19 protein-coding genes, 1 tRNA gene and 1 pseudogene are annotated in these 21990 nt (G+C 67.0%); 10 read left to right on the top strand and 11 right to left on the bottom strand.

Annotation, left to right across the window (positions count from 1 at the left end; all coding sequences use genetic code 11):
• Positions 1-78: 78 nt before the first annotated feature.
• The 3 genes from BKA16_RS05895 to BKA16_RS05905 are packed head-to-tail and all read right to left on the bottom strand — an operon-like array spanning position 79 to position 1487.
• Positions 79-606, bottom strand: a complete 528-nt coding sequence (locus BKA16_RS05895; protein WP_183369787.1) for a hypothetical protein — start codon at positions 604-606, stop codon at positions 79-81.
• Positions 603-1262 carry a hypothetical protein gene (locus BKA16_RS05900; protein WP_183369788.1) on the bottom strand — a complete coding sequence of 220 codons (660 nt, stop codon included), beginning with the start codon at positions 1260-1262 and terminating at the stop codon, positions 603-605. The genes BKA16_RS05895 and BKA16_RS05900 overlap by 4 nt, the downstream gene beginning before the upstream one ends.
• A gap of 30 nt (positions 1263-1292) precedes the next feature.
• Positions 1293-1487 (bottom strand): helix-turn-helix transcriptional regulator, encoded by a 195-nt coding sequence (locus BKA16_RS05905; RefSeq protein ID WP_183369789.1) that lies wholly within the window; start codon positions 1485-1487, stop codon positions 1293-1295.
• A gap of 110 nt (positions 1488-1597) precedes the next feature.
• Here BKA16_RS05905 and BKA16_RS05910 point away from each other — a divergent pair, with 110 nt between their 5' ends.
• Positions 1598-2350, top strand: coding sequence for a helix-turn-helix domain-containing protein (locus BKA16_RS05910; RefSeq protein WP_183369790.1), 753 nt, complete (start codon positions 1598-1600; stop codon positions 2348-2350).
• Positions 2343-3491, top strand: coding sequence for a tyrosine-type recombinase/integrase (locus BKA16_RS05915; RefSeq protein ID WP_183369791.1), 1149 nt, complete (start codon positions 2343-2345; stop codon positions 3489-3491). Before BKA16_RS05910 ends, BKA16_RS05915 begins: the two co-directional genes overlap by 8 nt.
• A 68-nt stretch (positions 3492-3559) precedes the next feature.
• Here the strand turns inward: BKA16_RS05915 and BKA16_RS05920 are convergent.
• The 3 genes from BKA16_RS05920 to BKA16_RS05930 all read right to left on the bottom strand — a co-directional run bounded on the left by BKA16_RS05920 (position 3560) and on the right by BKA16_RS05930 (position 5893).
• A tRNA-Thr gene (locus tag BKA16_RS05920) sits at positions 3560-3632 on the bottom strand.
• Positions 3633-3707: 75 nt separating this feature from the next.
• Positions 3708-4562 (bottom strand): arylamine N-acetyltransferase family protein, encoded by an 855-nt coding sequence (locus BKA16_RS05925; RefSeq protein WP_183369792.1) that lies wholly within the window; start codon positions 4560-4562, stop codon positions 3708-3710.
• A 128-nt stretch (positions 4563-4690) separates the two neighbouring features.
• Positions 4691-5893: a malic enzyme-like NAD(P)-binding protein gene (locus tag BKA16_RS05930; RefSeq protein WP_183369793.1), complete on the bottom strand. Its 1203-nt coding sequence runs from the start codon at positions 5891-5893 to the stop codon at positions 4691-4693.
• A 296-nt stretch (positions 5894-6189) separates the two neighbouring features.
• On the opposite strand from BKA16_RS05930, the gene BKA16_RS05935 reads away from it, so the two are divergent.
• Both BKA16_RS05935 and BKA16_RS05940 read left to right on the top strand, forming a co-directional pair.
• A complete protein-coding gene (locus tag BKA16_RS05935; protein WP_183369794.1) occupies positions 6190-6810 on the top strand; it encodes a GntR family transcriptional regulator in 621 nt (206 codons plus the stop codon).
• Between the two features lie 11 nt (positions 6811-6821).
• Positions 6822-8081 (top strand): MFS transporter, encoded by a 1260-nt coding sequence (locus BKA16_RS05940; RefSeq protein ID WP_382426573.1) that lies wholly within the window; start codon positions 6822-6824, stop codon positions 8079-8081.
• 7 nt (positions 8082-8088) lie between these two features.
• Here BKA16_RS05940 and galE read toward each other — a convergent pair whose 3' ends face one another.
• Positions 8089-9114, bottom strand: coding sequence for a UDP-glucose 4-epimerase GalE (gene galE / locus BKA16_RS05945; RefSeq protein ID WP_183369795.1), 1026 nt, complete (start codon positions 9112-9114; stop codon positions 8089-8091).
• Entirely contained in the window at positions 9114-10130 is a 1017-nt protein-coding gene (gene rfbB / locus BKA16_RS05950) for a dTDP-glucose 4,6-dehydratase (protein ID WP_183369796.1), read from the bottom strand. The genes galE and rfbB overlap by 1 nt, the downstream gene beginning before the upstream one ends.
• A 58-nt stretch (positions 10131-10188) precedes the next feature.
• Here rfbB and rfbA point away from each other — a divergent pair, with 58 nt between their 5' ends.
• The 4 genes and pseudogenes from rfbA (at position 10189) to BKA16_RS05970 (ending at position 13546) form a co-directional block, all read left to right on the top strand.
• Complete coding sequence (gene rfbA / locus BKA16_RS05955) at positions 10189-11064, top strand: glucose-1-phosphate thymidylyltransferase RfbA (RefSeq protein WP_183369797.1); 876 nt, start codon at positions 10189-10191, stop codon at positions 11062-11064.
• A complete protein-coding gene (locus BKA16_RS05960; protein WP_183369798.1) occupies positions 11065-11646 on the top strand; it encodes a dTDP-4-dehydrorhamnose 3,5-epimerase family protein in 582 nt (193 codons plus the stop codon). It begins immediately after the preceding gene.
• A 152-nt stretch (positions 11647-11798) separates the two neighbouring features.
• Entirely contained in the window at positions 11799-12182 is a 384-nt protein-coding gene (locus BKA16_RS05965; RefSeq protein WP_183369799.1) for a hypothetical protein, read from the top strand.
• Between the two features lie 109 nt (positions 12183-12291).
• Positions 12292-13546: pseudogene (locus BKA16_RS05970) on the top strand (IS256 family transposase).
• 69 nt (positions 13547-13615) lie between these two features.
• On the opposite strand, the gene BKA16_RS05975 reads toward BKA16_RS05970, so the two are convergent.
• Complete coding sequence (locus tag BKA16_RS05975; protein ID WP_183372924.1) at positions 13616-14944, bottom strand: M1 family metallopeptidase; 1329 nt, start codon at positions 14942-14944, stop codon at positions 13616-13618.
• Between the two features lie 70 nt (positions 14945-15014).
• A complete protein-coding gene (locus tag BKA16_RS05980; RefSeq protein ID WP_183369800.1) occupies positions 15015-18905 on the bottom strand; it encodes a Pls/PosA family non-ribosomal peptide synthetase in 3891 nt (1296 codons plus the stop codon).
• Between the two features lie 205 nt (positions 18906-19110).
• On the opposite strand from BKA16_RS05980, the gene fgd reads away from it, so the two are divergent.
• Positions 19111-20118 carry a glucose-6-phosphate dehydrogenase (coenzyme-F420) gene (gene fgd, locus BKA16_RS05985; protein ID WP_183369801.1) on the top strand — a complete coding sequence of 336 codons (1008 nt, stop codon included), beginning with the start codon at positions 19111-19113 and terminating at the stop codon, positions 20116-20118.
• A gap of 35 nt (positions 20119-20153) precedes the next feature.
• On the opposite strand, the gene BKA16_RS05990 is transcribed toward fgd, so the two are convergent.
• Positions 20154-20597 (bottom strand): hypothetical protein, encoded by a 444-nt coding sequence (locus BKA16_RS05990; protein WP_183369802.1) that lies wholly within the window; start codon positions 20595-20597, stop codon positions 20154-20156.
• A 314-nt stretch (positions 20598-20911) separates the two neighbouring features.
• Here BKA16_RS05990 and BKA16_RS05995 point away from each other — a divergent pair, with 314 nt between their 5' ends.
• Positions 20912-21949, top strand: a complete 1038-nt coding sequence (locus BKA16_RS05995) for a helix-turn-helix domain-containing protein (protein ID WP_343067293.1) — start codon at positions 20912-20914, stop codon at positions 21947-21949.
• Positions 21950-21990 lie beyond the last annotated feature (41 nt).

Raw genomic sequence — 21990 nt, forward strand, 5'->3', positions numbered from 1 at the left:
CACGGTCCTTTACGCCTTTAAGGGTTCTTGTGGCAGAATGTTTGCTGAAATGATTGCTGAAGGATTGCTTTGCTTCCCCTAAGGGATGAGGTCGGCGAGCTGGATTCGTAGCGTCTGCGCGGCACTCAGGGCCGAGATGAGGGTGGTGACGTCGTCGTAGTCGTCCGAAAACTCACCATCCAGATCGATCACAGTGTCGGGTGTCGGGTCGTCGCTGGACCAATGGGTCAGTACGCGCACACCACGTCGGGTGTCGATGTCGATGCGCGACCAGGTGACCCGCGTGTAGGAGCCGTCCGTCTCATGCTCCACGGCAGGGCTGATGTTGAGGGCGAGGGCCGCGTCGAGGACCTTCCGGGCTGTACCTGCCGCATGATCGAGGCGGTCGTGAAGTTCGGCCACGGGGGACTTCAGAATCGGGTTGAGTTTCTGGTGGCAGTACACGATGCGCCAGTAGTGGTCGCTGTCGATGCGTGTGGGATCCCAGTTACCTGCGGCCGCATAGATGTCGTCGGCGATGGTGTCGATGTCGTAGTCCTCTTCGAGGCGTCCGAGTGTGTCGCGGATGAACTGGTGGAGCGTTGCTCGGGTTGCGTCAGTTTTCATCGGTCGTCTCCATCCATGAGGTTGATCCGCGCCGGACCCACGAGATTGGCGTTGCAGTCGTTGCAGCACCTGCCGACCTCCTGCGATTCGAGCGGTGCCGGATTATGTCCGCTCCCTGGCAGATAGGATTCGCCGCACAGTACGCATGTCGAGTCTTCGAGAATTGGGCGGATCGTCCGGTTGAACCAGTGGCGCGTGATCGACTGGTGGAGCAGTGTCTCGGGCATCAACGCCCGAATGATTTCGAGATCGAAGAACTCAAGCTTGCCGTCGAAGTCGATGCCCCCTTGCCGGTCGAGCTTGCCGTCTCGGAGGATTGCGCAACCCTTGTCGAGTGCGTCAAGGACTTCGTCGTCGCACCACATGCGGTTGTCGATCAAGTCGCGGAGTTCGGTCGCGTTCTGCGGGTATCCGTCCTGCGGGTGGTTCGGGTAGTCGGGGTTGCCAGGGTAGATGCGCGGTCCACTGCGGGCGAGTTCGTTTTGTGCGACCTGTAGTGCGTAGTCGACTGCTGACCTATCTCGTATGCCAGTTCCGTAGACGTGGACTTCGGTGGTTCGGTCACCGTAGTAGAGCTTCCACTCTCTGTCGTGAATGAGTTGGGGCCACGCATCGCTGTCGAGTGCTTCGGCCTCGTTGGTGAATGTGGTGATCATCTGGGGGTTCTCCTCCATTTTCGTGCGGTGTTAGGCGGTGGCGGTGATGTCGAGCAGTTCGCGAAGTCCAGCGGTCGGGACGATGTACCGGCCTCCGACTTTGAGGATTCGGCAAGGGAAGTTGCCGGACTGGGCGAGGTTGTAGGCCCCTGACTTGCTGATGCCGATGATCTGGGCGGCCTCCTGAAGGCTGACTGCCGCCCGGTCGGTGAGTAGCGCGGTCATGTATGTTCTCCTGTCGAACAAAATACGAACCGTTTGGTTCTGTAACGAACTATAAGCATCGTGATGAACCATTGCAACCCTTGGGGTCAATGTCATGTAGATTTGTCCTCATGGAGAACATGCCTGATCCGAAAGAGTGGGCGGCGGCACGCGCACGCGTAGTAGGCGAAGCGGTAGCGGAGCGGCGTAAGGAACTCGGGATTTCAGCCGCTGAGCTAGCCAGTCGAACGGAGCAACTCGGTTATCCGATGGCGCGAGGCGCGATTGCGAAGATCGAGACCGGGCGGAGGCAGGGGATCGAGGTTGCGGAGTTGACGGTCCTTGCCACCGCCCTCTATATGCCGCCAGTCGCGCTCCTTTACCCGCGACCAGACGGCGCGACCAGGTACCTGCCGTTATCTCGCCCAGTGGGTGAAGATCGGGCGATCCGTTGGTTCACAGGCCAGCAGGACATTGGGTCCGTACGCCCCTGGGATCAGGCTCGGTTCGTTGAGGCTTTGGAAGCGGGGATCGATCCGGAGGAGGCCGGTGAGCCGATCGTGCGAGGCGCGCGACTATTCAATACCGCTGCGGAGCGAATGACGACGTTGGTGTCTTGGGGCGAGGCGATCGACGAGGCAAACAGGCTTACTCGACAAATCGACATCGCGGCCGGGCGGGGCGACGAGACCAAGGGGATGACGGCACAGCTTCGCGATGTCGAGTCCGAACGAACTCGATTGGAATCAGTCTTGTCCGCGCTAGGTGTCCAGCTCCCGAAGGTGACCGTTGTGGATGAGCGACTGGACTGGACCGTTGAACGAAGCCAGTTCTCAATCTCGTCGTGGAGTCCAGCGGACGAGGTAGGCGACGAAGATGCCTAGGCCGCCCCTCGACATCGGCACCTACGGGAAGATCACCCGCACCCAACTCGACGAGACCACGTGGCAAGCCGAAACCCGCTACCGCGACCACGACGGCACCACCCGCAAAGTACGAGCACGCGGCACCACCGGAGCCAAAGCCGAAGCAGCGTTGAAGAAGAAGCTCGTCGACCGCAACCACCAAGCAGGCGGCGACACCCTCACCCTCGACTCCACCATCGGAGACCTCTGCGCCCTCTGGCTACAAGACGTCGACGCCAGCGGCCGAGCGCAAGCCACCAAAGACTATTACAGGCGCATCGTCGACCGAACGATCCTCCCCGGCCTCAATGAGGTGCGACTCCGAGAAGCCACCACCGGCCGCATCGACAGATTCCTCCGCGCGATCCCGAAACCATCCACCGCCCGCGATGCACGCGTTGCACTCAAGCAAGCGTTCGCGCTCGCCGCACGATACGACGCGCCCCCGTCCAACCCTGTCACCGACGCATACCGGCCACCAGCAAGCCGGAAGAAGCCGAAAGCGCTCACCCTCGACGACATTCAGACGCTCCGGCTCCGCACCTTGCAATGGCAGAACGAGCAGCACGCCGGACCCAAACGCGCCTACGACCTCGCAGAGTTTATCGACGTCATGATCGGAACCGGCGCCCGCATCGGCGAAGTCCTCGCACTGAGGTGGGAGGACATCGACTTTGAGAACCGGACGGTCACTATCGCCGGGACGATCACCGCGCAAGGCGACCGACAACCGCACACAAAAACCGACGCCGGACATCGCACCGTAACGGTCCCTGCCTTCACCGTGGACGCGCTAGAACGACAGAAGGCTAGAGGCATCCCCTACGATCTGGTGTTCCCGACACGCAACGGCACACCCCGATGGCCCGCGAACGTACGCACCAACTGGAGAAAGATTCGAGGCGACAACTACGAGTGGGTTACGCCACACACGCTCCGCCGCACCGTCGCAACACTGATCGAACGCGAAGCCGACGCAGACACCGCAGCCAAACAGCTCGGACATACCAGCGCCGACATCACCCGCCGCCACTACATCGAACGCGCCCACCAAGCACCTGACTCCAGTGCGATCCTCGAACGGTTAGCGCCCATCCGCCCTGGTGAAAACGCCCAGTAAACGCCCACCAACGCAAAAATAAGGGCAGGCCGTCTAGTGAAAAACACTAGCTGACCTGCCCTTACCGGAGCCGCCTAGGAGAATCGAACTCCTGACCTATTCATTACGAGTGAATCGCTCTACCGACTGAGCTAAGGCGGCGTGCTGCCTCGCGGCAGCCTCGATGATGTTACCGAGTCGACGTCGGTCAGAGCAAAACGGGGGCCGAAACGATGGTCAACCGGCGGCGATACCTCGTCGTCGCACCTCCGACTCGGCGAGAGCGGCGGCATCGGCGGGCGGCAGCTCGATCGTGAACACCTCCCGCAGCACGGCGTCGAGTTCGTCGACCGGGACCTCCCGCGCGGTCTGTGAGCCGTCGGGCGTGACGCTGGTGAGGGTCGCACCGTCGAGCGTGTGGTGAACGTCGACGAGGAACCGTTGGACGAACGGTCTCGCGGTGAACGGCGAACTCGGTGACGTCGAGACGAAGTGGCTGCCGACGCGGTAGTCGATCGGGAACTGCGGTGCGAGGACGAACGTGTGTCGATCGATCCAGCCGCCGTCGTGCTGCCACAGGATCCAGCGGTCGGTGCCGAACACGTCGCTCGTCGGCTCCGCGGTCAGGCGCAGTCGCCAGCCGCCCTGGTCGATCTCGGCGCCGTCGACCAGTTCGATCGGCTCCAGCGGACCACGGCCGAAACCGACGTCGCACAGGAAGTGTCCCTCGGGCAGTTCGACGACGATCAGCGCGTGCGTGGCGGGTCTCGTCGACCAGTCGCCGCCGAGGGTGACTCGCCCGCACAGTGCGGTGAACCGGAAGCCGATCCGTTCCAAGACGGCGGCGAACAGGGCGGCGTGCTCGAAGCAGTAGCCGCCTCTGGCGGACCGGATCAGCTTGGCCTGCAACGTCTCCAGATCGAGTCGAACGTTCCGCCCGAGCATGATGTCGAGGTTCTCGAACGGAATCGACGTGGTGTGGGAGCGGTGCAGGGCCCGCAGGGTTGTCAGATCGGCGGCCGGCTCGCCGGTGAAGCCGATCTTCGACAGATAGGAGGGGAGATCGAGGTCGGATACGCACCACGTGGACATGACGTCATTGTGGCGGGCGGAGACGAGATCGTCGACCCGATATCCGAGTGGATGTCAGGTCGACGACGGGGGTCTCGACTCGGTTCGACCGGCGGGAAGCGGCTCGGCGGGCGGGAGAGCGGGCCCTCCTACCTGGTGACGCCCTCGGCGCGGGCGGCGTCGGCGACGGCCTCGGCGACGGCTGGAGCAACGCGCGGGTCGAGCGCGCTGGGCACGATGTGGTCGGCGGCCAGATCGTCGCCGACGACACCGAAGATCGCGTCCGCGGCGGCCAGCTTCATTCCCTCGGTGATCCGGCGCGCGTCGGCGTCGAGCGCACCGGCGAACACACCGGGGAAGGCCAGGACGTTGTTGATCTGGTTCGGGAAGTCGCTGCGCCCGGTCGCGACGACGGCGGCGTGGCGCGCGGCGACCTCCGGATGGATCTCCGGATCCGGGTTCGACAGTGCGAAGACGATCGCGTCGTCGTTCATGGAGGCGATCGCCTCCTCCGGAACCGTTCCGGCCGAGACGCCGAGGAACACGTCGGCTCCGGCGAGGGCCTGCGCCGCGCCGCCGGAGAGGCCGCGGGGATTCGACCAGGAGGCGAGGTCGGCCTTGAACTCGTTGAGGTCGTCCAAGTGCTCGCCGATGATGCCCTTCGAATCGAGGATGATGATGTCCGGCACCCCCGCGGCCTGCAGGATCTTGGAACACGCGACGCCCGCGGCTCCCGCACCGGAGACGACCACCTTGAGGCCGGCGATGTCCTTGTCGAGGTGGGTGAGTGCGCCCTTGAGCGCGGCGAGGACGACGATGGCGGTGCCGTGCTGGTCGTCATGCATCACCGGGCAGTCGAGGGCTTCGATGACGCGGCGCTCGATCTCGAAGCAGCGCGGCGCGGAGATGTCCTCCAGATTCACCGCACCGAAGCTCGGACGCAGCCGGATCAGGGTCTCGACGATCTCGTCCGGATCAGTGGTGTCGAGTACCAGCGGAATCGAGTTGAGGCCGGCGAAGGTGCGGAACAACGCCGACTTGCCCTCCATGACCGGCAGCGATGCGCGCGGGCCGATGTCGCCGAGACCGAGGACGGCGGTGCCGTCGGAGACGACGGCCACCAGACGGTCGGTCCAGGTGTACTTGTCGACGAGATCGCACTCTTTCGCGATGGCGCGCGACACCTGCGCGACGCCGGGCGTGTACGCGATCGACAGATCGCGCTGCGTATCGATCGGTGCGCCCAGCTCGACGGACAGCTTGCCGCCCTCGTGGGCGCGGAAGATCTCGTCCTCGGTGATCGGGGCTTCGGCGATCGTCGGCTGATCGGTCTGCGGCGTCGTGTTGGTCACGCTTACTCCTGGATCTCCGGCCACGCCGGGAGTGCTCGGTACGAATATCGATCGGGTTCACGATATGCGGGTTGCGCAGCAGAGTCGGGTCCCAAAGTCGACGTTGTGAGTGACGCGACACGCTACCGGTGAGTACATGTGTCATCGATCACTCTATGCCGTCGGGTGGATCGTGTCCGAAACGCCGAGTGTCCCGATTGTGTCATCGAGAAGCGGTCGTGGTCGTCCCGGGGGTGGGGGCGGTTCGTGCGACTTTCAGGATTCCGGGTCGTGCGACTAGTATGCATCTTGTGTCTATGACGTATTCAGCGGCCGATCGGGTGTTCGACGAGGTCAAGGAACTGATCCTCACCTGCGAGCTTCCCGGTGGCGAGCTGATCAGTGAAGGGGAGATCGCACAGCGCTGCGAGGTCAGTCGGACTCCGGTGCGCGAGGCGTTCCTGCGGCTGTCCGCAGAGGGCTGGATGAAGCTGTATCCCAAGCGTGGAGCGCTCATCGTGCCGATCGGCGAGCAGGAGGCGCGTGACGTCGTCGACGCCCGCGTGGTCGTCGAATCGCACGCGGCGACGTCGGTCGTCGGCAGCTCGGCCGCGCTGGCGGACCTCGTCGACCGGCTCGAGCAGAACCTGGCGGCCCACCGCGCGACCGATCCGGCCGACGCCGCCCAGTTCGCGCGGCTCGACGCGCAGTTCCACCAGCTGATCGTCGGCGCGGGCGACAACGCTCTGCTCGGGGACTTCTACGTCTCGCTCGGCGAGCGGCAGCGTCGGATGACCGCGGCCCGGCTCGGACGCGGCCACAGCGTCGTGGACGTCATCTTCGACGATCACGAGGCGCTCGCGAAGGTGCTCGCCGACGGCGACGCCGACGGGTTCGCGCGGCTGCTCGTCGCGCATCTGCATCGGGTTCACGGATAAGGGGGAGATCGATGAACCACATGATCCGACGCGCGGGATGGCCCGCGGTCTGCCTCGCGGTCTTCGCGGCGGCGTGGGGCGGCAACGAGTTCACGCCGCTCCTGGTCATGTACCGGACCACGACGGACATCTCGCCGGTGATCGTCGACGCACTGCTGTTCACCTACGTCCTCGGCATCGTCCCGGCGCTGCTGATCGGCGGTCCGTTGTCGGACCGATACGGGCGCAGGCCGCTGATGCTGCCGTCACCGATCATCGCGGCGATCGGATCGGCGCTGCTGGCCGCCGGTGCGCACTCGGTGGCGCTGCTGGTGATCGGCCGCGTCTGCAGCGGAGTCGCGTTGGGCCTGGCGATGGCCGTCGGCGGCAGTTGGATCAAGGAGCTCTCCGACGCCGACGGCGCCGGTACCACGGCGGGCGCGCGCCGCGCCGCGCTGAGTCTCACCTCGGGGTTCGGTGTCGGCGCGGGCGTTGCGGCGGTTTTGGCCCAGTGGGCGTTCTGGCCCAGTCAACTGTCGTATCTCATCAACATCGTGCTGGCCGCGGTGTCGTTCGCGGCGGTCCTGCGCGTGCCCGAGTCCCATCGCCCTCGTGACACCGGGCGCACGCTGGGCCAGTCGCTGCGCATCCGATCGGCCAAGCATCCCCGGTTCTGGCTCATGGTGGCGCCGGTCGCACCGTGGGTGTTCGGTGCGTGCGCCGTCGCCTACGCGATCGTCCCGACGTTCATGACGGAGAAGACTTCCAGCTGGTCCATCGCCTTCGCCGGTCTGTGCTGCGTCGTGGGACTCATGGCCGGATTCCTCATCCAGACGTTGGGCAAGCGCCTGGACAAGCCCGGCTCGCCGCGCGCCGGGGTCGTCGCGCTGATCCTGGTCATGGTCGGTCTCGGCCTGGCGATCGTCGCCGCCTCGTCGACGGCGATACCGATGGCGCTGATCGCCGCGACCGTCCTCGGCTGCGGTTACGGGATGGCCCTGATCTCCGGACTTCTCGAAGTGCAGCGGATCGCGCGGCCGGACGAACTCGCCGGCCTGACCGCGGTGTTCTACGGGATCACCTACCTCGGCTTCGCCTCACCCGCGATCATCGTCGCCGTGATGGAGAACTTCCCGAGCGTCGGCTATCCGGAGGCATTCGGTTTCGGCATCGCGATGGCGCTGCTGGCGATCGTCGTGATGGTGGTCGGGAACCGGACGTCGATCGCCGGACCGCACACCATGCGCAGCGCCGTCACCGACGTCCGGCTGCGCGAAGACGAGTCGGTGTAGGGCGGGCCTAGGACTGCTCGTCGGAGAACCCGTTCGGGTTCTTCGACTGCCACCGCCAGGTGTCGACGCACATGTCGTCGATGGTGCGGGTGGCCTTCCAACCGAGCTCGGCATTGGCCTTGGACGGATCGGCCCAGTAGGCGGGGAGGTCGCCGGCACGACGTGGCACCACCTCGTACGGGATCGGCCTGCCGCTGGCGCGCTCGAATGCGGCGATCACCTCGAGGACCGAGATCGCCTGTCCGCTCCCGAGATTCCACACCGACAGGGGCTCGTCGTCGTGCGCGATCTTCTCGAGCGCGGCGAGGTGCCCGGCCGCGAGGTCTTCGACGTGGATGTAGTCGCGGACACCGGTGCCGTCCGGGGTGTCGTAGTCGTCGCCGAACACCGACAGCTTCTCGCGACGTCCCACGGCGACCTGCGACACGAACGGCATCAGGTTGTTCGGCGTACCGTTCGGATCCTCGCCGATCTCTCCGCTGGCATGCGCACCGACCGGATTGAAGTAGCGCAGCAGTGCGATGCGCATCGACGGATCGGCGACGGCCTGGTCGCGCAGCACCTGCTCGATCATCACCTTGGTCCAGCCGTACGGATTGGTGGCCGAGGTCGGCATGTCCTCGGTGCGCTCGCGGACCGTGTTCTCGCCGTACACCGTCGCCGACGACGAGAACACGAAAGTCTTGACCCCGTGCGCCTGCATCGCCGTGAGCACGGAGAACGCGGTGTCGAGGTTGTTGCGGTAGTACGAGAGCGGCTTCGCGACCGACTCGCCGACCGCCTTGAAGCCCGCGAAGTGGATCACCGCGTCGATCTGCTCGTCGGCGAACACTCGATCGGTGGCGACCTCGTCGGTCAGGTCCACGGTGTACACGGTCACGGGTTCGCCGGACAGCGCGACGAGCCGTCCGACGATGCTCGGCTTGGCGTTGCTGAAGTCGTCGGCGATCACCACGTCGTGTCCGGCCGCCTGAAGCTGCAGGACGGTGTGCGAGCCGATGTACCCCGCTCCTCCGGTGACGAGTACACGCATCAGATTCCTTCTCGGTCGAGGACGGTCTGGGTCTTCGCGTACGAGGCTTCCACACCGTCCTTGGCGGGTGCCCACCAGTCGCTGTGAGTCCGGTACCAGTCGATCGTCGCGGCCAGACCCGATGCGAAGTCGGTGTAGTGCGGCGTCCAACCCAGTTCGGTGCGCAGGCGCGTGGAGTCGATCGCGTACCGGCGGTCGTGGCCCGCGCGGTCGGTGACGAAGTCGAACTCGTCGCGCGGACGGCCGAACGCCTCCAGGATCGATTCGACGACGGTCCGATTGTCCACTTCGCCGTCGGCGCCGATCAGATAGGTCTCGCCGGGTTCGCCGCGGTCGACGACGGCCCATACCGCGTCGTTGTGGTCGTCGACGTGGATCCAGTCGCGGACGTTGCGACCGTCGCCGTACAGTTTGGGGCGGATGCCGCTGAGGACGTTGGTGATCTGGCGCGGGATGAACTTCTCCACGTGTTGATACGGACCGTAGTTGTTGCTGCAGTTGGAGATCGTCGCGGTGATCCCGAACGACCGGCCCCACGCGCGGACCAGGAGGTCGCTGCCGGCCTTGGTGGAGCTGTAGGGGCTCGACGGGTTGTAGGCGGTCCGCTCGGTGAAACGGGTGGGATCGTCGAGGTCCAGGTCGCCGTACACCTCGTCGGTGCTCACGTGATGCAGGCGGGCGCCGTATCGTCGGACGGACTCGAGCAGGGTGTAGGTGCCGACCAGGTTGGTCTGCACGAACGACGACGGATCTCTCAGGGAGTTGTCGTTGTGCGATTCGGCCGCGAAGTTCACCACCAGGTCCGACTCGGCGACGAGCGGGTCGACCACCGCGGCGTCGGCGATGTCTCCGCGCACCACGCGCACCCGGTCGGCGACGGGTTCGAGGGTCGCGGGATTGGCGGCGTAGGTGAACTTGTCGAGCACGGTGACCTGTACGCCGGGCCGGGTGTCGAGAGTGCGGAGCACGAAGTTCGCTCCGATGAATCCGGCGCCTCCGGTCACCAGGACTCGCATGCACGGCTCCAGTCTGTCGCTGTCAATACACTGGCGAGCCTACCGATAGGGTTGCCTCATGCGCGGAATCATCCTCGCGGGCGGCACCGGCTCGCGACTGCACCCGATCACCCAGGGGGTGAGCAAGCAACTGCTGCCGGTGTACGACAAGCCGATGATCTACTACCCGCTGTCGACGTTGATGCTGGCGGGCGTGACCGAGATCCTGCTCGTCACCACCCCGCACGACGCCGCGTCGTTCGAGTGTCTCCTCGGTGACGGCTCGCAGTTCGGTGTGTCGATCACCTATGCGGTTCAGGAGCGGCCGGAAGGCCTCGCGCAGGCATTCGTGGTGGGGGCCGACCACATCGGCGACGATTCGGTCGCGCTCGTATTGGGCGACAACATCTTCTACGGTCCCGGGCTCGGCAACCAGCTCCGCGGATTCGCCGACGTCGACGGCGGGGCGATCTTCGCCTACCGGGTCGCCGATCCGACCGCGTACGGCGTCGTCGAGTTCGACGAGGACGGGCAGGCGATCTCCCTGGAGGAGAAGCCCGCCGCGCCGAAGTCGCGCTATGCGGTGCCCGGGCTGTACTTCTACGACAACGACGTCGTCGACATCGCCGCGAATCTGGAGCCGTCGGCGCGCGGGGAGTACGAGATCACCGACGTCAACGCCGAGTACCTGCATCGCGGCCGACTCAAGGTGACCGTGCTGCAGCGCGGCACCGCCTGGCTCGACACCGGAACCTTCGACTCTCTCCTCGACGCGGGCAACTTCGTTCGCACCGTGGAAGAGCGCCAAGGCCTCAAGATCGCCGCGCCGGAGGAGATCGCCTGGCGTCTGGGCTACATCGACGACGCCCGGCTGCGCGACCTGGCGCAGCCCCTCCTGAAATCCGGGTACGGCGCGTACCTGTTCGACCTCCTCGATCGCGGACGGGAGCTGTAGATGCGAGTACGACCGCTGACCATCGACGGAGCGTGGGAGTTCACCCCCGTCCAGCACGGCGACGACCGCGGGGTGTTCCTCGAAGCCTTCAAAGCCGACCTGCTGGCCGAGACCATCGGCCATCGTTTCGACCTCGCGCAGGTCAACACCTCGGTGTCGGCCGCGGGGGTGCTGCGCGGCATCCACTTCGCCGATGTTCCGCCCGGCCAGGCCAAGTACGTGACCTGCACCGTCGGCGCGATCCTCGACGTGATCGTCGACATCCGCGTCGGGTCGCCGACCTTCGGGCAGTGGGACGCCGTCCTCCTCGACGACGGCGACCGCAAGGCGGTGTACCTGTCCGAAGGGCTCGGGCACGGCTTCTGCTCGCTGCAGGACGGCTCGACCGTCACCTACCTGTGCAGCACCGGGTACGACCCGACGGCCGAGCACGGAGTGAATCCGCTCGACGCCGACCTCGCGATCGACTGGCCGCGCGTCGGTCGCGACGGTGGTCCGCTCGAGTACGAGTTGTCGGCCAAGGACACGGCGGCGCCGTCGTTGGCGCAGGCGCGGGCGGACGGGCTGCTGCCGGGCGTCTGACGCTCCGCCGCAGGCGCCGCTCAACGCATTCGGCCCCGCACCGGGTGCCGCTCTCGCTGCCGATAGCCGATTCCGGGCGTCGGGTATCGGGATCGTCGCGTGATCGACGGAGTGGTTCGAACGTCGAGGAACTCCGTCGTTGACTCGGACTCGTGAACAGTGAATCGACGATTCAGGCAAGGTCCGGTACCTACATCGACGGTCGGTGGCTCGACGTCGGCGACGACACGTTCGTCGTCGACGATCCGGCCACCGGCGAGGCGATCGCCGTCGTCGCGCAGTCGAGACCGGCCGACGCGGACGCCGCGCTCGCCGCTGCGGATTCGGCGCGGACTGGGTTGACTCCGTTCGGTGGACATCCTGATCGCCAGTTTTGTGCTGGCAGGAGAGTATGGACCGATGGGTTCGCAACGCAAGAGCTATACGCCGGCGTACAAGAAGGAAGCCGCGCATCTGGTGATCGATACCGGCGCATGATCGCTGAAGTCGCTCGGGAGATCGGCGTCGGTGAAGTAGTGCCCCATAAGGTGGTGTAACTCGGTGGCCGAGTTCGCCTGCGACGCCGCGTCGCTCACGGACGCAGTGCGGCCACCGTGTGATCCTTCGAGTGAACCTCTCACAGCACCCTCGAACGGAGTCATCACGATAACCGCACCCCACATTGTCAACCCTGCCGGCCTGCTTGGCCAAGCCCTGTCCAACGCATCACCGGACCTGATGCGTGAGCTGCTGCAGACCATGATCAACGCGCTGCTCTCCGCCGACGCCGACGCCGTATGCGGCACCGAGTAGAACGCCCGCACCGCCGAACGCACCAACCGGCGCAACGGCTACCGGCACCGCCCGCTCGACACCCGCGTCGGCACCATCGACGTCGCCGTGCCCAAACTCCGGTCGGGCAGCTACTTCCCCGAATGGCTTCTCGAGCGCCGCAAGCGTGGCGAATCAGCGACTGATCACCGTCGTCGCCGATTGCTATCTGGCCGGCGTGTCGACCCGCCGGATGGACAAGCTGGTGAAGACGCTCGGTATCGACTCGCTGTCGAAATCGCAGGTCTCACGCATGGCCGAGGACCTCGACGAGCAGGTCGCCGCATTCCGGCACCGGCGCCTCGACGAGGCCGGCCCGTTCACCTTCGTCACCGCCGATGCCCTGACGATCAAGGTCCGCGAGAACAAGCAGGTCGTCAAGGCCGTCGTCCTGCTCGCCACCGGCGTGAACGGCGACGGGCACCGTGAGGTCCTCGGCATGCAGGTCGCCACCAGCGAGACCAAAGCCTCCTGGAACACCTTCTTCGCCGACCTCGTAGCACGCGGGCTCGGCGGGGTACGGCTGGTGACCTCCGACGCCCACGCCGGGCTCGTCGAGGCGATCGCGGCGAACCTGCCCGGCGCCGTCTGGCAACGCTGCCGCACCCACTACGCGGCGAACCTCATGGCAGTGTGCCCGAAATCGATGTGGCCGGCCGTCAAAGCGATGCTCCACAGCGTCTACGACCAGCCCACCGCCGCCGCGGTGCATGACCAGTTCGATCGGCTCCTCGAGTACACCGAGGACCGCCTGCCCAAGGTCGCCGAGCATCTCGGCGACGCCCGCGAGGACCTGCTCGCGTTCGCCGGTTTCCCGGACGACGTGTGGCGGCAGATCTGGTCGAACAATCCCACCGAACGGCTCGACCGGGAGACCCGCCGCCGCACCGACGTCGTCGGGATCTTCCCGAACCGGGACGCCATCGTGCGCCTCATCGGCGCTGTGCTCGCCGAGCAGACCGACGAGTGGGCCGAAGGTCGCCGCTACCTCGGACTCGAGGCCCTCAGCCGATGCCGCCTGACCGTCGCTACTGACACCGACACGACCACGGAAGTAGGCACAGACCCGTACCTGCAACTACCCGCCTGACCAGCAACGAAGGATCACAAACCAGTTACACCACTGCCCGGGGCTTGACCCCGAACAGTGCGGACCCGCCTAAAGCTCCGGGTATGCGGGCAGCTCCGGTGTGAACAGCCAGCCGCGCCACAGGTCGGCCAACGACTCCGAGGTGAACGTCGACGCCAGCGCGATGAAATCCTCGGTGGTCGCGCTCTGATACCGGTACTTCGCGGTCCAACGCCGCAGCAGGGCGAAGAACTCGCCGTCGCCGAGGCGGAGGCGAAGTGCGTGCAGGGTCAGCGCCCCGCGCTTGTACACCCAGTCGTCGAACATGGTGCGGGTGCCGGGATCGGCCAGCGGTGTGGCGAAGCGCGTCCCGGCGAGCTTCTCGTAGTAGTGGCGGCCCCACTCGTCGGCCGACTTGCCGCCCGAGTGCTGGCTCCACAGCCACTCGGCGTAGCAGGCGAAGCCCTCGTGCAGCCAGATGTCACGCCAGCGCGCGCCGGTCACCGAGTTGCCGAACCACTGGTGCGCCAGCTCGTGGGCGATGAGTCGCTCGTGGTCGAGCGTGCCGTCGCAGTGGTTGGCGCCGAAGGTCGAGAAGCTCTGGGCCTCCAGCGGGATGTCGAGATCGTCCTCGGTGACGACGGCCGTGTACTGCGGGAACGGGTACGGACCGAACATCTCGGTGAACGCGGTGACCATCTGGACCTGCCGCGCGAAGCTCACGTCGAACTCGGCGGACAACGCGGGCGGTACCAGTGCGTACACCGGCACCGGGCGGGAGGCGAGCGTCCGGTGCTGGTACTGGCCGATCTGGATCGATGCGAGATACGTCGACATCGGCTCCACCTGGTCGTAGGTCCAGGTGGTCTGGCCCGCGCGACGCTGTCTGGACGTGAGCCGGCCGTTGGCCAGCGCGTAGTACGGGCTGTCGGTGGTGATCTCGAAGTGGAACGACGCCTTGGCCTCGGGATGGTCGTCGCACGGGAACCACGACGGTGCGCCGTTGGGCTGGTTGGCGCACAGCGCGCCGTTGTCGAGCTCCTCCCATCCCACGTCGCCGAACGGACTGCGTACCGGTCGCGGTGTTCCGCCATACTTGACGACGGCGGTCATCACACCGCCCGGCGGGACCGGCGACGGCGGGGTGATCGACAGCTTCCCCGACCGATGCGAATAGCGGGCGCGGGCGCCGTTGACCGTGACCCGCTCCACGCGCATCGACCCGGCCAGGTCGAGTGCGAAACGCGTCAGCTGCTGGTACGACGTGGCCGTGATGGTCGCCGTGCCCGACAAACGGTTGCTGGAGACGCGATATCCCAGTTCCAGGTCATAGCGCGAGATCCGATACCCGAGGTTGCCGCTGTGCGGCGTGTACGGGTCGAGCTCGTGATGGCCTCCGGGCAACGTCGGCTCCTGCATGTTCGATTTGCTGGGCACTACCTCTCCGTCTGTCGTCTTCTGTACGGGCCAACCCTACCGGCGGGCGTTCTCACGGGTTCCACGGCGCGATCGGGTTGCCCTGCCAGGTGGTGTGGGCCGGGACCACGTCGCCACGCATTACGAGGGACGCGGGGCCCACCGTGGCGGACTCGCCGATCCCGGCGGCCGGCAGCGCCACACAGTGCGGACCCATCGTCGCACCCGCGCCGATGCGCACATGATCGATGGCCATCACACGATCGTGGAACAGGTGCGTCTGCACCACGCAGCCGCGCTGCACGTTGGCGCCGTCGCCGAGTTCGACGAGGTCGGCCTCGGGCAGCCAGTACGACTCGCACCAGACGCCCTTGCCGATCGTGGCGCCCAGCGAACGCAGCCACAGTGTCAGAGCGGGGGTGCCGGTGGCGGCGTTGGCGAACCACGGCGCCGCGACGGTCTCGACGAACGCGTCCGACAGCTCGTTGCGCCACACGAACGAACTCCACAGCGGGTGCTCGGACACCCGGATCGGGCCGACCACCAGCCACTTGGCCACGCAGGCGACGGCGCCCGCGGCCACGCCCGCGGCGAGCAGGATCAGCCCGCTCACCAGAACGGCCACGATCACGCCCCACTTGTCAGCGGCGATCTGCATCGCGAACAGGACGCACACGCCGATGCCGAACGACACCATCACCGCGATCAGACGCAGCGTCTCGACGATCGAGCGGGCGATCTTGACTCCCGCTCCGGGAGCGAAGGTGCGGGACGTGTCGGTCTCGGAAGCGGTGCGACGCAGCCGGACGGGCGGGCTGCCCAGCCAGCTCGACCCGCTCTTGGCCTTCGCTGGTGCCGCGGAGAGCACGGCGACCAGTGCGTTCTTGGGGACCTTGCGGTCGGGGGCGATCATGCCGGAGTTGCCGAGGAAGGCCCGCTTGCCGACCTTCGCCTCGCCGATCCGCATCCAGCCGCCGCCCAGTTCGTAGGAGGCGACCATCGTGTCGTCGGCCAGGAACGAGTCGTCGCCGACCGTGGTGAACTTCGGGATCACCAGGGCCGTCGAGATCTCGGTGCCCTTGCCGATCGTCGCGCCGAGCGCCCGGAACCACCACGGGGTCAGCAGGCTGGCGTACAGCGGGAACAGATAGGTGCGGGCGGCGTCCATCATGCGCTCGGTGGCCCACACCTGCCATCCGGTCCGCGACCGCACCGGGTACGTGCCGGGCCGCAGCACGACGGAGGCCAGGCGCACTCCGATCAGAGTCAGGAGCGCGAAGACCACCATCGCGGCCAGTGCGCCGACCGGAGCCAACGCGAGCATTCGCCACGTCGCCGTCCGCAGCCGATCCGCCGAGATCGCCCAGGAGCCCGCCACACCGAGCCCCACGGCCAACGAGATCAACGGAATCGCCGAGATCACCAGGGCGGTCGCGCCGTACACGCCGACCCACCAGCGGTGTGTCGCCGGCCGCTGCGCCGGCCAGCTCGGCTTGGCCTTGCCCAGTTTGACGGCGGGCGAGCCGCCCCACCGCTGCCTCGCCTTCACCTTGCCGATGACACCCGTACCGGGGTCGACGATCGCGTCCTTTCCGACGACGGCCCCGGGGAACAGCGTCGAGCGGCTGCCGATCGTGGCGCCGGGCTTCACGGTGATCTCGCCGATGATGAGGACGTCGCCGTCGAGCCACCAGCCCGCCAGATCCACTTCGGGTTCGATCGCGGCGCCGTCGCCGATCTTCAGCAGGCCGGTCACCGGCGGCAGGGAGTGGAGGTCGACGCCGTCGCCGATGGTCGCGCCGAGGGCGCGCGCCAACGTCGGCATCCACGGTGCGCCCGACAGGTTGTGTGCGCCGCTGGCGGCCATCAGCCGCTCGGCCAGCCAGAGTCGGATGTGCACGCCGCCACCGCGCGGATACCGTCCCGCGGAGACTCCGGCGAGCAGCAGGCGGGCGCCGACGGCGGCGATCACGAGACGACCCACCGGGGTCACGAACACGAGGAAGGCCACCAGGAGAGCCCACCAGTTCACGTCGATCAGCCAGGGCGCGTCGTACCCCAGCCGGCCCGCGAACCAGTCCGCGACGTTGTTCGTCACGCCGAGCCACGTGATCCACTGCACGCCCGTCAGCGTGGCGAGCGGGATCGACGCGATGGTCTGGGCGAGACCCGTGGTGACCGGCACCGGTTTCACGACGCGAGGCTCCACCGCGGCCGACGGGTCGCGAGCGTCGAGCATCTCGGCCAGCGACCCGAGACGGGGATGGTCGTACAGATCGGCGACGGTGATCTCCGGATACCGGGCGCGCAGCGCCGTGACGAGCTGGGCCGCCGAGAGTGAACCGCCGCCCTCGGCGAAGAAGTCGGCCGTGGCACTGGTGACGGACACTCCGAGCACCTCGGACCACTGCTCGGCGAGCCACGCCTGCGTGCCGGTCAGATCGGAGGCGTCGTCGTCGCCGGTGTCGGTGCCCGGGATCGGCCAGGGGAGTGCGTCGCGGTCGACCTTGCCGGAGGTGCGCGTCGGCAGTTCCTCCATCAGCACCAGTCGCGGCACGAGCGCCGCGGGCAGCTCGTCGCGCAGCGCCGCCTGTGCGGCGACGACATCGAACGACGGATCGGTGGAGGCCAGATAGCCCACCAGGAAGGCGTTGCCCGAAGCCGTCTTGCGGACGGCGACGGCCGCGCCGGACACACCGGGCAGGTTCTGCAGAGCGTTGTCGATCTCGCCGAGCTCGATGCGGCGGCCGCCGATCTTGACCTGGTCGTCGGCGCGGCCGACGAACAGCAGGCCCGCGGTGTCGAGTTTGACGATGTCGCCGCTGCGATAAGCGCGCTCCCAGCCCAGGATCGGTGCGGGCGCGTACTTCTCGGCGTCCTTCTCCGGATCGAGGTAGCGGGCCAGGCCCACGCCGCCGATCACGAGCTCGCCGGACTCGCCCTCGGCCACGGGGTTGCCGTCGGCGTCGACGACGGCCAGATCCCAGCCGATCAGCGGCAGGCCGATGCGGACGGGCTCACCGCGGCGCAACGGTGCGGCACAGGCGACGACGGTGGCCTCGGTGGGGCCGTAGGTGTTCCACACCTCGCGGTCGTCGGTGGCCAGCCGGTCGGCGAGCTCGGGCGGGCAGGCCTCGCCGCCGAAGATCAGCAGACGCACCATCTCCAGCGCCTCCGCGGGCCACATCGAGGCGAGCGTCGGAACCGTCGAGACCACGTTGATGTCCCGCTTGACCAGCCACGGACCCAGATCCATGCCGGAGCGGACCAGAGCGCGCGGGGCCGGCACCAGACAGGCGCCGCTGCGCCAGGCCAGCCACATCTCCTCGCACGAGGCGTCGAAGGCCACCGACAGTCCGGCCAGCACCCGGTCGCCGGGGCCCAGGGGCGCGTCCTGCAGAAACAGCGCGGCTTCGGCGTCGACGAAGGCGGCGGCGTTGCGGTGCGTCACCGCGACGCCCTTGGGCTTACCCGTCGACCCGGAGGTGAAGATGATCCACGCGTCGTCGGCGAGCGTCGCGGGCGACGTCCCGACCGGAGCGGCGGGGCCGTCGAGCTGCTCGGTGGCCGCGCGCGCGGTCTGCGGATGGATGCCGTCGGCGTCGATGATCGCGTCGACGTCCGCCTCGCCGAACACCAGGCGGGCTCGTTCGTCGGGGTCGTCGGCATCCACCGGGACATAGGCGGCACCGACCCACATCGTCGCCAGAATCGCGATGTAGAGGTCGCGGTTGCCCGACGGCATGCGGATGCCGATGCGGTGACCCCGGCCGATGCCGATCGCCGACAGTCGGCCGCCGACCCGGCGCACGAGGGCGATCAGCTCCGAGTAGGTGACCAGCCGGTCGCCGTCGTCGAGCGCGGGGGCATCGGGATGCGTGCGTGCGGTGTCCGCCAGGACATCGCACAGGGTGCGAGCGGTCGGCGCCTGGTCGCCGAGTAGAAACGCCGCGGGTATCGGCACGTGGGGTCGTCCTCCGAGATCAATGCTCTCTAGGAGTCCGCTGCGGAGAGGGGCCTTCTTCAGCAGAGTCCTAGTCCCGCCGTGCGGCGCGACAGAGTAATGATGCCCCAGGTGAGCCGACCTCGCAGCGCAGACGGGGCCTCGATCGCCGTAAGGTGAGATTCGATACTCGTGCAACGGTGATCGAAGACGACGAAGGAGACGCATGACCTCGCTCAAACTCGGATTGAAGGCGTCGGCCGAGCAGTTCGGACCCCGTGAACTCGTCGAGCTCGGCGTGGCGGCCGAAGAGTTCGGCCTGGACTCGGTGACCGTCTCCGACCACTTCCAACCCTGGCGCCACAACGGCGGACACGCGCCGTTCTCCCTCGCGTGGATGGCCGCGGTCGGTGAACGCACCGACCACATCCAGATGGGCACCTCGGTCCTGACCCCGACCTTCCGCTACAACCCCGCCGTCATCGCCCAGGCCTTCGCCACCATGGGCTGCCTCTACCCGGGTCGCGTGATGCTCGGCGTCGGCACCGGCGAAGCGCTCAACGAGTACGCCACCGGCTTCCAGGGCGAATGGCCCGAGTTCAAAGAACGCTTCGCCCGCCTGCGGGAATCGGTGCGGTTGATGCGCGAGTTGTGGACCGGGAACAAAGTCGACTTCGACGGCGACTACTACCACACCCAGGACGCCTACATGTACGACGTCCCCGAACAGCCGATCCCGGTGTACATCGCCGCGGGCGGGCCGGTCGTGGCGCGGTATGCGGGCCGGGCCGGGGACGGTTTCATCTGCACGTCCGGCAAGGGCATGGAGCTGTACACCGAGAAACTCATTCCGGCGGTGAAGGAGGGAGCGGCCAAGGCCGACCGCGACGTCGACGGGATCGATCGGATGATCGAGATCAAGATCTCCTACGATCGAGATCCCGAGCGGGCGCTGGAGCAGACTCGGTTCTGGGCGCCGCTGTCGTTGACGCCGGAGCAGAAGCATTCGGTGAACTCGTCGGTCGAGATGGAGCGGTTGGCCGATGAGCTACCGATCGATCAGGTCGCCAAGCGGTGGATCGTCGCTTCGAACCCGGAGGACGCGCTCGCGCAGATCACGCCGTACCTCGATGCGGGTCTGAACCATCTGGTGTTCCACAATCCGGGTGCGGATCAGCGTCGATTCCTGCAGGCGTTCACCGAGGACGTCGTACCGGTGTTGCGCGGACTGTAGGTCTCAGCGGACACCGAACCGCGACTGCCTCGACGTCATTCGCCGTCGACGGCGCCGCTCGCGGGCTCGCCCTCTCCCGTGTTGGCGGGCGGGTCCGCGGGCTCGGTCGTCGTCCGCCACTGGGTGGTCGTCTCGGTCTCGGTCTCGGTGACCGTTCGCGTCGCAGTCCGGCGTTCGGTCTCGGTCTGCTCGCGTCTCTCGCGGGCCGTCTCGGTCCGGGTGTGCGTGACGGTCGAAGCGTCGCCCGGCTCGGTCGTCGTCTCGGTGACGACGTTGGTGACCGTGCCCGCGGGGGTCGTGGCATCGCTCTTGTTGCCGACGATGAAGAACGCGATGATCACCAGGGCGGCGGCGACGCAGGCGACGGTCGCGATGATCTGCATGCGTCGAGCCGCCGCCGATGCTCCCGCAGCCGCGGTCGCGGCGGCCGGGCCGGAGTAGAGATCGGACGGTATCGCCCCGTAGGGGGTCTGAGTCACGTCACTCTGCGGGGGCGGTCGTCCTCCCGAAGTGTCGGATCCGCCGCTGTCGGGCTCCTCAGGGTAGGGCGGGGACGGCGGTTGAGTCAACGACTGGCTCCTCGTCGGGCTGATTCTCAGGTCTTCGTCAGGGTATGCGCGGGTCACTTTACCGTGTCGACAACTGATCGAATGATCGAGTTTTCCCAAAGGCTATCGAATCACTTGCCGACGCAAGTAATGTTCCACTCGGCACTCGTGCCTCGGCTCCCTCCCCAAGCCGACTTCAGATCGTGACGATTGATCGAGGTCAGATGACGACAATTAACCCGGTTGTGCCCCAGACCGTGCGAGCGTTCGCTCCGCACCGGGAGGCCGCGCCGCTCAGCACACAACTGACACCGCGCGCGGTGGCGGCCTGGGAGGCGCGTCTCGGCGTCGATCGGCAGCGAATGGCGCGACCGACGCATTTCGTCGGTCCGCTGGGGGTGCAGGAGTGGCGGGGCGGCACCGTGATGGTGCCGCGCGACGTCGAGAACTTCCGCGCGGTCCGTTATGACCGCGAATTGTCGCTGACGGGCTCCTTCTGCGCACTGCACTCGCCCGCCCGGATCGAGCGTACGGCGACCCTCGTCGAACACGAACCGCGCGAGACGCTGCTGGTGACCGTCACCTCGCTGCGTGGTCGAACTGTGCTCCGACAGAACGGGCAGGAGTACGACTACTCCGCCGGCGACCTGGTGTTCGTCGCGACGACGAGTCCGTTCGCGCAGGCCACCGCGGCGATCAGCGATCCCGCGGGTCTGGTGATCCCGCTCACCATGCTGGGGAAGCATCGGGCGCTCGCCGAACGCCAGCGCCGTCCGATCAACAAGCGCAGTGCGCTGTCGCGAGCGGCGGCGGGCTTCATACGTCGATTCGCCGCGGACACCGCGGCGGCGGATATGCCGTTGCCGTCCTCGGACACCGAGCTCGCCGCCGTCGACCTGGTGACGGCGGCTCTGGCCGAGCTCACCGTCGACGACGGCTACCGCCTGCAGGACGACGCCCTGTTCAACCATCAGTCGGCGCTGGATCTGATATCCCGGCACCACCGCGACCCCGAGTTCACCCCGGACAGCATCGCCGCGGAGCTGCATTTGTCGCGTCGCCAGCTGTACAGGCTGTTCGAGAACACCGACCAGTCGCTGGCCACCCGGATCGCGGACGCCCGGGTGGAGACCGCACGAGAGATGCTGCTCGCCAACCCCTGGCTGCCGATCGGCAACATCTCCGCGGCGGCGGGATTCCGTTCGGTGGCGACCTTCCGTAACCGATTCAAGGCGAGCCACGGTGTGGGCCCCGTAGAATACCGTCAGCGCGTGATGGGCTGACCGCGAGCGGGCGCCGTCGACACGCGGTGCCGGTACGGTTC

This window comes from Gordonia humi, from assembly GCF_014197435.1.
Lineage (GTDB): Bacteria > Actinomycetota > Actinomycetes > Mycobacteriales > Mycobacteriaceae > Gordonia > Gordonia humi.

Coding starts and splice junctions, on each gene's coding strand:
- BKA16_RS05895 (WP_183369787.1), bottom strand. CDS start 606: ATGAAAACTGACGCAACCCGAGCAACGCTCCACCAGTTCATCCGCGAC.
- BKA16_RS05905 (WP_183369789.1), bottom strand. CDS start 1,487: ATGACCGCGCTACTCACCGACCGGGCGGCAGTCAGCCTTCAGGAGGCC.
- BKA16_RS05975 (WP_183372924.1), bottom strand. CDS start 14,944: ATGCAGGAGCCGACGTTGCCCGGAGGCCATCACGAGCTCGACCCGTAC.
- BKA16_RS05910 (WP_183369790.1), top strand. CDS start 1,598: ATGGAGAACATGCCTGATCCGAAAGAGTGGGCGGCGGCACGCGCACGC.
- BKA16_RS05960 (WP_183369798.1), top strand. CDS start 11,065: ATGCGAGTACGACCGCTGACCATCGACGGAGCGTGGGAGTTCACCCCC.
- rfbB (WP_183369796.1), bottom strand. CDS start 10,130: ATGCGAGTCCTGGTGACCGGAGGCGCCGGATTCATCGGAGCGAACTTC.
- fgd (WP_183369801.1), top strand. CDS start 19,111: ATGACCTCGCTCAAACTCGGATTGAAGGCGTCGGCCGAGCAGTTCGGA.
- BKA16_RS05900 (WP_183369788.1), bottom strand. CDS start 1,262: ATGATCACCACATTCACCAACGAGGCCGAAGCACTCGACAGCGATGCG.
- rfbA (WP_183369797.1), top strand. CDS start 10,189: ATGCGCGGAATCATCCTCGCGGGCGGCACCGGCTCGCGACTGCACCCG.
- BKA16_RS05940 (WP_382426573.1), top strand. CDS start 6,822: ATGAACCACATGATCCGACGCGCGGGATGGCCCGCGGTCTGCCTCGCG.
- galE (WP_183369795.1), bottom strand. CDS start 9,114: ATGCGTGTACTCGTCACCGGAGGAGCGGGGTACATCGGCTCGCACACC.
- BKA16_RS05915 (WP_183369791.1), top strand. CDS start 2,343: ATGCCTAGGCCGCCCCTCGACATCGGCACCTACGGGAAGATCACCCGC.
- BKA16_RS05935 (WP_183369794.1), top strand. CDS start 6,190: ATGACGTATTCAGCGGCCGATCGGGTGTTCGACGAGGTCAAGGAACTG.
- BKA16_RS05925 (WP_183369792.1), bottom strand. CDS start 4,562: ATGTCCACGTGGTGCGTATCCGACCTCGATCTCCCCTCCTATCTGTCG.